The 7,714-nt window shown below is 66.8% G+C and carries 9 protein-coding genes; 3 read left to right on the top strand and 6 right to left on the bottom strand.

Annotated elements, in window-relative coordinates; all coding sequences use genetic code 11:
- Positions 1-90 precede the first annotated feature (90 nt).
- Both ACWEKS_RS48475 and ACWEKS_RS48470 read right to left on the bottom strand, forming a co-directional pair.
- Positions 91-396, bottom strand: coding sequence for a hypothetical protein (locus tag ACWEKS_RS48475; RefSeq protein WP_452346461.1), 306 nt, complete (start codon positions 394-396; stop codon positions 91-93).
- Entirely contained in the window at positions 393-608 is a 216-nt protein-coding gene (locus ACWEKS_RS48470; RefSeq protein ID WP_452346462.1) for a DUF4158 domain-containing protein, read from the bottom strand. Before ACWEKS_RS48470 ends, ACWEKS_RS48475 begins: the two co-directional genes overlap by 4 nt.
- A gap of 585 nt (positions 609-1,193) precedes the next feature.
- Here ACWEKS_RS48470 and ACWEKS_RS48465 point away from each other — a divergent pair.
- Positions 1,194-2,048: a pentapeptide repeat-containing protein gene (locus tag ACWEKS_RS48465; protein WP_452346460.1), complete on the top strand. Its 855-nt coding sequence runs from the start codon at positions 1,194-1,196 to the stop codon at positions 2,046-2,048.
- Between the two features lie 214 nt (positions 2,049-2,262).
- On the opposite strand, the gene ACWEKS_RS48460 is transcribed toward ACWEKS_RS48465, so the two are convergent.
- The 4 genes from ACWEKS_RS48460 to ACWEKS_RS48445 all read right to left on the bottom strand — a co-directional run bounded on the left by ACWEKS_RS48460 (position 2,263) and on the right by ACWEKS_RS48445 (position 4,105).
- Positions 2,263-2,628 carry a hypothetical protein gene (locus ACWEKS_RS48460; RefSeq protein ID WP_452346459.1) on the bottom strand — a complete coding sequence of 122 codons (366 nt, stop codon included), beginning with the start codon at positions 2,626-2,628 and terminating at the stop codon, positions 2,263-2,265.
- A complete protein-coding gene (locus tag ACWEKS_RS48455) occupies positions 2,621-2,926 on the bottom strand; it encodes a hypothetical protein (protein ID WP_452346458.1) in 306 nt (101 codons plus the stop codon). The genes ACWEKS_RS48460 and ACWEKS_RS48455 overlap by 8 nt, the downstream gene beginning before the upstream one ends.
- A gap of 325 nt (positions 2,927-3,251) precedes the next feature.
- Entirely contained in the window at positions 3,252-3,941 is a 690-nt protein-coding gene (locus ACWEKS_RS48450; RefSeq protein ID WP_452346457.1) for a hypothetical protein, read from the bottom strand.
- Entirely contained in the window at positions 3,932-4,105 is a 174-nt protein-coding gene (locus tag ACWEKS_RS48445; RefSeq protein ID WP_452346456.1) for a hypothetical protein, read from the bottom strand. Before ACWEKS_RS48445 ends, ACWEKS_RS48450 begins: the two co-directional genes overlap by 10 nt.
- A gap of 44 nt (positions 4,106-4,149) precedes the next feature.
- Between ACWEKS_RS48445 and ACWEKS_RS48440 the strand changes: the two genes are divergently transcribed.
- Together ACWEKS_RS48440 and ACWEKS_RS48435 are read left to right on the top strand one after the other, a co-directional pair.
- Entirely contained in the window at positions 4,150-4,737 is a 588-nt protein-coding gene (locus ACWEKS_RS48440) for an OST-HTH/LOTUS domain-containing protein (RefSeq protein ID WP_452346455.1), read from the top strand.
- 80 nt (positions 4,738-4,817) lie between these two features.
- Positions 4,818-7,433 (top strand): TOTE conflict system archaeo-eukaryotic primase domain-containing protein, encoded by a 2,616-nt coding sequence (locus tag ACWEKS_RS48435; protein WP_452346454.1) that lies wholly within the window; start codon positions 4,818-4,820, stop codon positions 7,431-7,433.
- Positions 7,434-7,714: the final 281 nt, after the last annotated feature.

Here is a 7,714-nt window from a genome sequence, read left to right as displayed (position 1 = left end):
GCGTCGAGCACCCGCGCACCCCGCACGTCACCGGCCAGGGACAAGATCGCCGGTCGCTCGTAGAGCGCATTGAACGCGTTCGACTCATTGTCACGTGCATAGGCCCGGGCGAACCGTTCGTAGTCGTTGTGCTTGCTCTCCAGTGTGTCCACGACCCCCGAGGCTACCGCTGCGACAACACACCCAGCCGCTCACAACCACCCCAGCCCAGCCCAGCCTGCCCGGCTCCCCGCCGGTCAGCTGCCCAGTCAGATGGGTCCACAAGCGCTGACCGGCCAGCTGCTTGCCGTCGAGAACCAGCCGCTCCAGCGTCGTGATACCGGGTAGCAGCGCGTTCTTCTCCCCCAGCCACCGCACCGCACCGGCCTGCAGCGCTTTCGGGCCGTCGCCGCTCATCCACGCCTGGTCGACAATCCAGGCCTGCAGCTCTCCACGTCGGCGTAGGGCACCAGCCCGTACACGCGCTGGATCTCCCACGCCCGCTCGGCCAGGTACTCGATCAGCTCGGCCGGCACATCCAGCGGATCCGCCAGGAACATGCTCAAGTACCGGACCGTCACCAACTGCAGGCTGAACCCGAGCCGGTGGTAATCACGGCACCGGGGCAGCGATCAGCTTGCGGTCCTCGTCGTCTCCAGCTCCGCCTGCGACAACACACCGAACCGCCCGTACCCGGCCATTCCCTCATCACGCACAGCCCGCCATGCAACCACCACGAGCCGACCCGCCAGCCGCATCCACCGAATCAAGCCAGGCCAGAACAGAATTCAGCCAGGACAGCCCGACCAGACATGGCTGTAAGCGCCGGATTTCTCAGGTCTGGACCCCACGGGCCTCAACCCACACAGCGAGGAGGCCATGGCACGAAAGCTACACACCCGGCCACCGATCAAAGACAACCGTGTCGGGCGATGGGCCCTCCACGGACCGTCCCGCAGGCGGCCCGACGACCATCCCGGCAAAACCATCACCAGCACCCGATTCCGCACCGCCACCGCAGTCCGGGATCCGACTACCCCCGCCGAAAGCCAGCTGACATTTCACTGTCGCCGACCACTGACACTTTCGTATCGCCTCACACCTCACCACCGCTGATACAGGAGAACCAGGGCACGACCAGCACATCCGAGACACCGGGGCCAAGCTCGCCTTCGGCTAGCTTGCTGGCGCCATATCGCACGAGGGGAGATCGGATGACCAACACTGAGGGATCACCTGCCGCACGGCGTCGTCGGCAGGCGCTCGCCGGCCGAGGTCGGTCACCGCGGACCCCCGCACATCCCGCCCCGCCTGCCGCACGGCCGGGTTGGCTTCTGCACTGGTCCGGCTGGACGAAACTCGGCGCCCTCCTGGCCACGCTCTCCACGGTCGCGGTGGCCGGTGGGACGGTCGGTGCGCTCTACTTCACCAACCAGACCCTGCGCGCGACCAACAACCAATTTGGCCTGTCGCAGCAGACTGCGGTCACCGACCGATTCCGCCTCGCTGCCGAACAGCTAGCCTCGGACAAGATCAGCATCCGTATTTCTGGTATCTATCTGTTCGAACGCCTGGCCAAAGACTCCCCTTCGGACCACGCGACCGTGTTCGCGGTGCTCGGTACGTTTGTGCGTACCCAGATCTCGGTCACACCGTGCGAAACGACGGCCCGGGAATCAGCCCCGGGTCCGGTGTCGATCTCGGCCCAAGCCGACATCTACACCGCGCTGACTGTTATCGGACGCCGCAATACCGATGCCCCACAGTTCTCGTCCCCAACAGACCTGCGACGGATCTGCCTGGCCGGTGCCGACCTGCAAGCGATCGATCTCCACGATGTCGACCTCGAGGACGCGAAGCTCATAGGTGCGAACCTCGCCGGATCGAATCTCACCAGATCGGATCTCACAGGGGCGACACTCGACGACATCTCCTACACCGTCTCCACCCGGTGGCCTGTGGGACCCCGCCGCCACGACGATGACGGCGCGGCCCACCGCGACACGGCGGTTCACCAGCTGGTCGGCACTGACACGCTCCGCCGCATCCCACTGACATGTTGTCGGTAGGTCACGATGTTGCGCGCCAGCCTCCCCTGACGACTGTGCGAAGCCTTTTCGGGGAGGGCATACCCGGTTGCTCCAGCGAACCATTCGAGCCACCGATCGATGAAGCCGTGTAGGTCACCGGCGGCGACCAGCTCCCGCAATTCCTGCTCTGCGAGCTGCCCTTTCGCGTTCCGGCCAACGACGCCCGCTCTGAATCAAGCGAGGGAGGTTGTGGTCAGGCGGCGTGACCGGGCCGATGTGACAGCCGCGCCAGGGCTTCGTCGACGGCGCTGGTTGCGATCTGTCGGACCTGGTCCAGTGGCACCATTTCCGGCTCGTCGCTGTAGGCGTTCTTCAGGTCCTTCTCGGCCAACCAACGGTAGTAGGCGCTCTTGGACATGCCGAGTTCACCGGCGCGGATCTCGACACGCAGATCAAGGCCCTGCGGCAACTTGATCGACCGCGCCACCATGCCGGCGCCGGCGGTGGCCTCGGCCTCGGTCGCCGGTACCGAGGCCTCGCTGCCGCGCTGCAGACGCGCGAGGATCTGCGCCATCTCCTCCGGAGAGACGTCGTTGGTGTGGGTGGTGTTGTCAATCATTGCGGGCCTCCCACTGGGTGAATTCGGCTGTTTCGGCGGCGGTCAACGGGCGGACATCGACGATGTAGAAGTCCGGCGGGGCGATCCGACCGGTGACCTGGACGATCTGTCCTTCGTCGGTGCGGATCCACAGCAGATACATCTGCCAGCCGGTCGCGGGGTCGTGGGCGGGCTGGCCCCATGCCCGACGCTGCCCGGCCAACCACCGTCGCATCAGTTGTGTGACTTGCTCCGGCGTGAGGTCGACGCCAGCAGTCGCCATCAACTGCGCGAGGGCGTAATAGAGTTTTACGGGCACCCGGTCAAGACTACCCCTGGACAGTTCGAGACTACCACCGGGACCGAGTATCCGACACGCCGAATATAGGCAGAATCGCCGTGCGCGGTCCCCCGGCTCTTGGCCGCTCTCACGCTGGGGCACGTTGTCACCGACCAGCTCCATGCTGGAGGCAATCGCCGGGCACTCTATCCAGGCCGTCCGGCTCGAGTGCGCAAGCGAGGTTGATCCGTGGGGGGGCTTGTTGGGGGTGGCCGTGGCCCGATCAGGGCTGCCCCCCAGAACGCGTCGCTGCGCTGGACACCCTCGGAATGAGATGGGCGATGAAGGGCAGCCGATCCTCACATCAGACCAACTGACATTCGCAATGACGAACGGGTACTGACATCGAAACGACGAATCGCACCTCGCGGTGTCGGTCTGTCGGGCTGGTGGTGGCGTTCGCGAGCCAGGTCTCAGACCAGCGGTGGCGGGCGGGCAGCGGGATACGGCACGCATCGGCGGAGCGTCGCAGCCCCTGGCCGCTGACGCCGAGTCCGCCGGTGAACAGGATGAATCCGTCGACGGCATGCAGCGTGAGGTAGGTGCGGGCCGCGCGCAGCATCGGCTGCGCCAGACTCGGTATCGCCAGCACGGCCAGGGTGCTGGATGCGGTGATCGTTTCGGCGTTCGGGTCGAGGTCCAGGCGCAGCAGCTGGGATAGCTCGCCGCTGGTCAGGCCGCTGAACAGGGCCGTGGCCAGCGCGGCGGCGCGGACCGGGTGCGCGATGCCGTGCCGGATCCGGGCTGCCACGGCTGGAGTGAACGGGGTCGCGGTCAGCACCGGTCCGACGGAGAACGGTAGATTTCGCAGCTCGAGCCGCCAACCGCGCAGTTCGAACGCTGCCTGCGCCCCGCGCAACAGCGTCACAGCATGATGGGGGCCGGGGCTGTCGGCGACGAGACTGCCCAGCATGGACCGGGCCGCGTGGACGGCGGTGCTACAGCCGGCCGAGGTGAGGGCTATCGTCGCCGAGATCGGCGCGTTCACTCCCATGCCGGTTCGATGTGGTGGTCGTGCAGGTTCGCCGAGACACCTTCGTGGTCGGCGAGGGCACGGCAGACTGTGTGCAGGCTGTGGGTGTAGACGGTGTCGATGCGCTGGAACTGGGCGCGGTCGAGGCTGCGGGCTGCCGCGCGGCGGAACCGGGTGAAGTCCACCCCCGGCACTTTGGGCAGGTCGCCGTGATCGGTGACCAGCCAGGGTGGTGGCGGCGGCGAGGCTTCAGGCCGTCGAGCAGCCGCACCAGATCGGTGCTGACCTGGTGGGGAATCCCGGCCAGATCCAGTTCTGCTGTGGTGGCATGGCCGTGGGCATGCCAGACCAGCACCAGGTGGACGCCGTTCAGCCAGCGCAGCTGCGGCAGTCGGGCGCGCTGGCGCGCGTGGAGGCGGTGGGCGCGCAGCACGACCAGGTGGGCGATCCGGTCGGCGATCAGCCAGGATGCCAGGGCGGCCCAGATGCTTTCGCCCCCGCGGACCCGCTCGACGGTCAGCCGGACGACAGCTCTCCCCAGCGCGGCGGCCACGTCGGCTCCCAGCGCACTTGTGGCGCTGGTCGCGGGGGTCGGGTGGACCACGACCACGCCCGCCGTGGGGTCGTGCACTATCTGTCGAAAAAGCAGCCCGACTTCGACACCCGCATCTACGGCTACCTCGAACTCAAACCCTTGGTGCAGGCACTCGAAGCATTCGAGATCTGCCAGCGCCGCCCCGCTCCGGGAAAACCCGCTGTCTCCTACATACGCTGCCGCAGCCGCAACGGTGTGGATCAGCAGGCGTCCGCCCGTTGAGGGCCCTCCGCAACTCAAACCGCCTGGCCTGGTTCTGGATTCGCTGAACAAGCTCCGGGTCGAGCGTGGATCATTTCTGTGTGTCTGACTGGGGCGACTGCTACGACCCGCATGAGCTGCGCCGGCTGCTCGGTGAGGCCGATGCCGCGATCGCGGCGCTGTCCGATCGTGTCGAACTGCTGCAGACGCAGTTGAATGGTCACCCAGACCCGGGGGCGGGCGAGGCCGCCGACGCTATCGTCGGCACGCTGCCTACACCGGGCCCGCGGCCTGGCGAGTCGATGCTGCCCGCGGTCGATCGTGAGTCCACGACAAGGGACAAGGTCGCGCTGTTCTGCGAGTTGTTCCGCGGCCGCGAGGATGTCTACGCGCTGCGGTGGGTGAGCAAGAACAACGGCCGGGTCGGGTGGAGCCCGGCCGAGGACGATCCGTTCGCGCGAACCAATGGCGGCCCGAGGATGTTCTGGCCGCTGACCGCCGAGGTGGTCTACCAGCATCTCGCCAGACAGCAGACGGGCCCGAGGGACCGTCACATCGGCCTGTACCCGCTCACCAGCGATGACCAGACGCGATTGTTGGTCTGCGATTTCGATGGCAAGAAAGACTGCGCCGACTGGCGTGGCGACGCCGAAGCCTATCTGGCCGCGTGCGCGTCGGCGGGGGTTCCGGCCTATGCCGAGGTCTCCCGCTCCGGTTCCGGCGCGCACGTGTGGACCTTCTTCACCCAACCGGTCGCCGCATCCAAGGCACGCGCCTTGGGAACCGCGTTGGTGCGCAAGGCCATCGATGGACGCGGCCGGATGTCGCTGGCCAGCTACGACCGGCTATTTCCTGCACAGGACGTCATGCCGGTCAACGCCAAGGCCGATCTGAGCTTCGGCAACCTCATCGCGCTGCCGCTGCACGGACCATCCCGTGTGGCCGGTACCACGGTGTTCTGCGAGCCGGGCACATGGACCGCGGCACCGGACCAATTCGCACTCCTGTCCGGCGTGCAGCGGCTGTCCCCGACTGAACTCGACGCACGGGTGACCGCGCTGGGCGTGGTCAGAGCGGGGCCCGCCGCGCTGGCAGCAGAATTGGGACCCAAACCCAGGCGCAACCAGTTGGGTAAAGCACCTGGACTCGTCCACGCACGCCTGGATGCGATGCTTGCGATCTCCACCGCCGGGCTTCCGGCGCGGCTTGTCGCGGCACTGAAACACACTGCGGCCTTCCACAATCCGGAGTTCTATCGAAAACAAGCCCAACGATTCAGCACATGGAATACGCCACGACTGGTGTGCTGCTTCGACGCGACCGATCCCGACTGGCTCAGGCTGCCCCGCGGCCTGGCCGAGGAAGCTGCCTCGCTGATCGCGCAGGCCGGCGGTGTCCTCGACATCGTCGGCGACCTGCCCGCTCCCCCCGCGATCACCGCGTCCTTCACCGGCGCTCTCACCGAACTTCAAACTGCCGCTGTCGATGCCATGATCGGACACGACAGCGGCGTCCTCGTCGCGCCGCCCGGATCCGGGAAGACCGTGATGGCCTGCGCGCTGATCGCCCACTACCGGACCCCGACTGTGGTGATCGTGAATCGGGCCGAGTTGGCGACCCAATGGCGTGAGCGGCTGGCGGAGTTCCTCGATCTCGGCGACGGCACGCTCGGCTCGGCCGGGGCGGGTAAGGACCGTCGCCATCATGTCGTCGACGTCATCATGTTGCAGACACTCGCCCACCGAGATGCACCCGCTGAGCTGCTCGATGGCTATGGGCTCGCGGTGGTCGACGAATGTCATTGCGTCGGCGCGCCCGCCGCTGCGGCCGCGGTCGGGAGAGCGAGGATTCCCCGCTGGATCGGGCTGTCGGCCACCCCCTACCGTGCCGACCAGATGGACCCGATCATCACGATGCAGTGCGGACCGATTCGACACGAGATCAACGACACCAGCAGCTTCGCCAAATACCACGTCGTCCACACCACCGACTTCACTACCGACGAGCACGGCAGCGACGGGGCCTCCATCGCCGAGATCTACAACCAGCTCGCCCGCGACACCACCCGCACCGCCCAGATCGCCGCCGACATCACCGACGCCCTCACCCGCGGCCGTACCGTTTTGGTGCTCACCAACCGCATCGAGCACCTCACCGCCCTGGATCAGGCGCTCAAGGCCCACGACGTCACCGCAATGCAACTTCACGGTGGCATGCGGCGCACCGAGCGTGCTGGCGTACTCCATGCCCTCGACGAGGGCAACGACGGGAAACCGATCGTGCTGCTGGCCATCGACAAACTCATAGGCCAAGGCTTCGACGCACCACGACTGGACACCGTCTTCCTGGCCATGCCGATCGCGTTCAAGGCACCGGTGATCCAGCAAGTCGGGCGCATCATGCGACACACCGAAGCCCGCAAGGAACACGTCGAAGCCCACGACTACCTCGACACCGCAGTGCCCACACTGCAACGCATGCACCACAAACGGCGCCGCACCCTGCAATCACGCGACTTCCTCACCATCACCGCCGCCGACCTGCCCGCCGCCGAATCGACCACCAGCCCAGACACCCTGCACGATCGGCACGAGCCTCCCGCGGTCAACACCGCCCAGGTCCGCGCATGGGCCATCGAGCAGGGCCTCGCCACCGCACGCACCGGACCACTCCCGGCCATGATCCTGCGAGCCTGGCACGCCCGCGACAACCAGTGAAAGATCTACCCAACACCTGTGTCCGCCCCCCCACATAGGTAGAAAACATGAGGCCGTGCCCGACATCCGCGAGGTTCGCGAACCGATCAGAACAGCGTGCGAGCGCCTCATACGGGCGTATCTGACCGACGGGACACCAGAAGCCGCCGACGTCGCGCAGTTGACCGCGTCCATTGCCTCGATCTACTTCTTGGGTAGTCCGGGCGGATTGATCCGCGACTGCGGCACGGCCTCGTTACCGAGGCCCCAGCGGTCGAGGACCTGTTTGTAGGTCCCGTGGT

This window comes from Nocardia sp. NPDC004711 (genome assembly GCF_053601595.1).
The sequence above is the reverse complement of the archived record's forward strand: the minus strand, read 5'-3'. Positions and strand labels throughout refer to the sequence as shown.

Bases quoted from the DNA above. Each gene is read 5' to 3' on its own strand.
- ACWEKS_RS48475 (WP_452346461.1), bottom strand. From the start codon at position 396: ATGAGCGGCGACGGCCCGAAAGCGCTGCAGGCCGGTGCGGTGCGGTGG.
- ACWEKS_RS48465 (WP_452346460.1), top strand. From the start codon at position 1,194: ATGACCAACACTGAGGGATCACCTGCCGCACGGCGTCGTCGGCAGGCG.
- ACWEKS_RS48460 (WP_452346459.1), bottom strand. From the start codon at position 2,628: ATGATTGACAACACCACCCACACCAACGACGTCTCTCCGGAGGAGATG.
- ACWEKS_RS48450 (WP_452346457.1), bottom strand. From the start codon at position 3,941: ATGGGAGTGAACGCGCCGATCTCGGCGACGATAGCCCTCACCTCGGCC.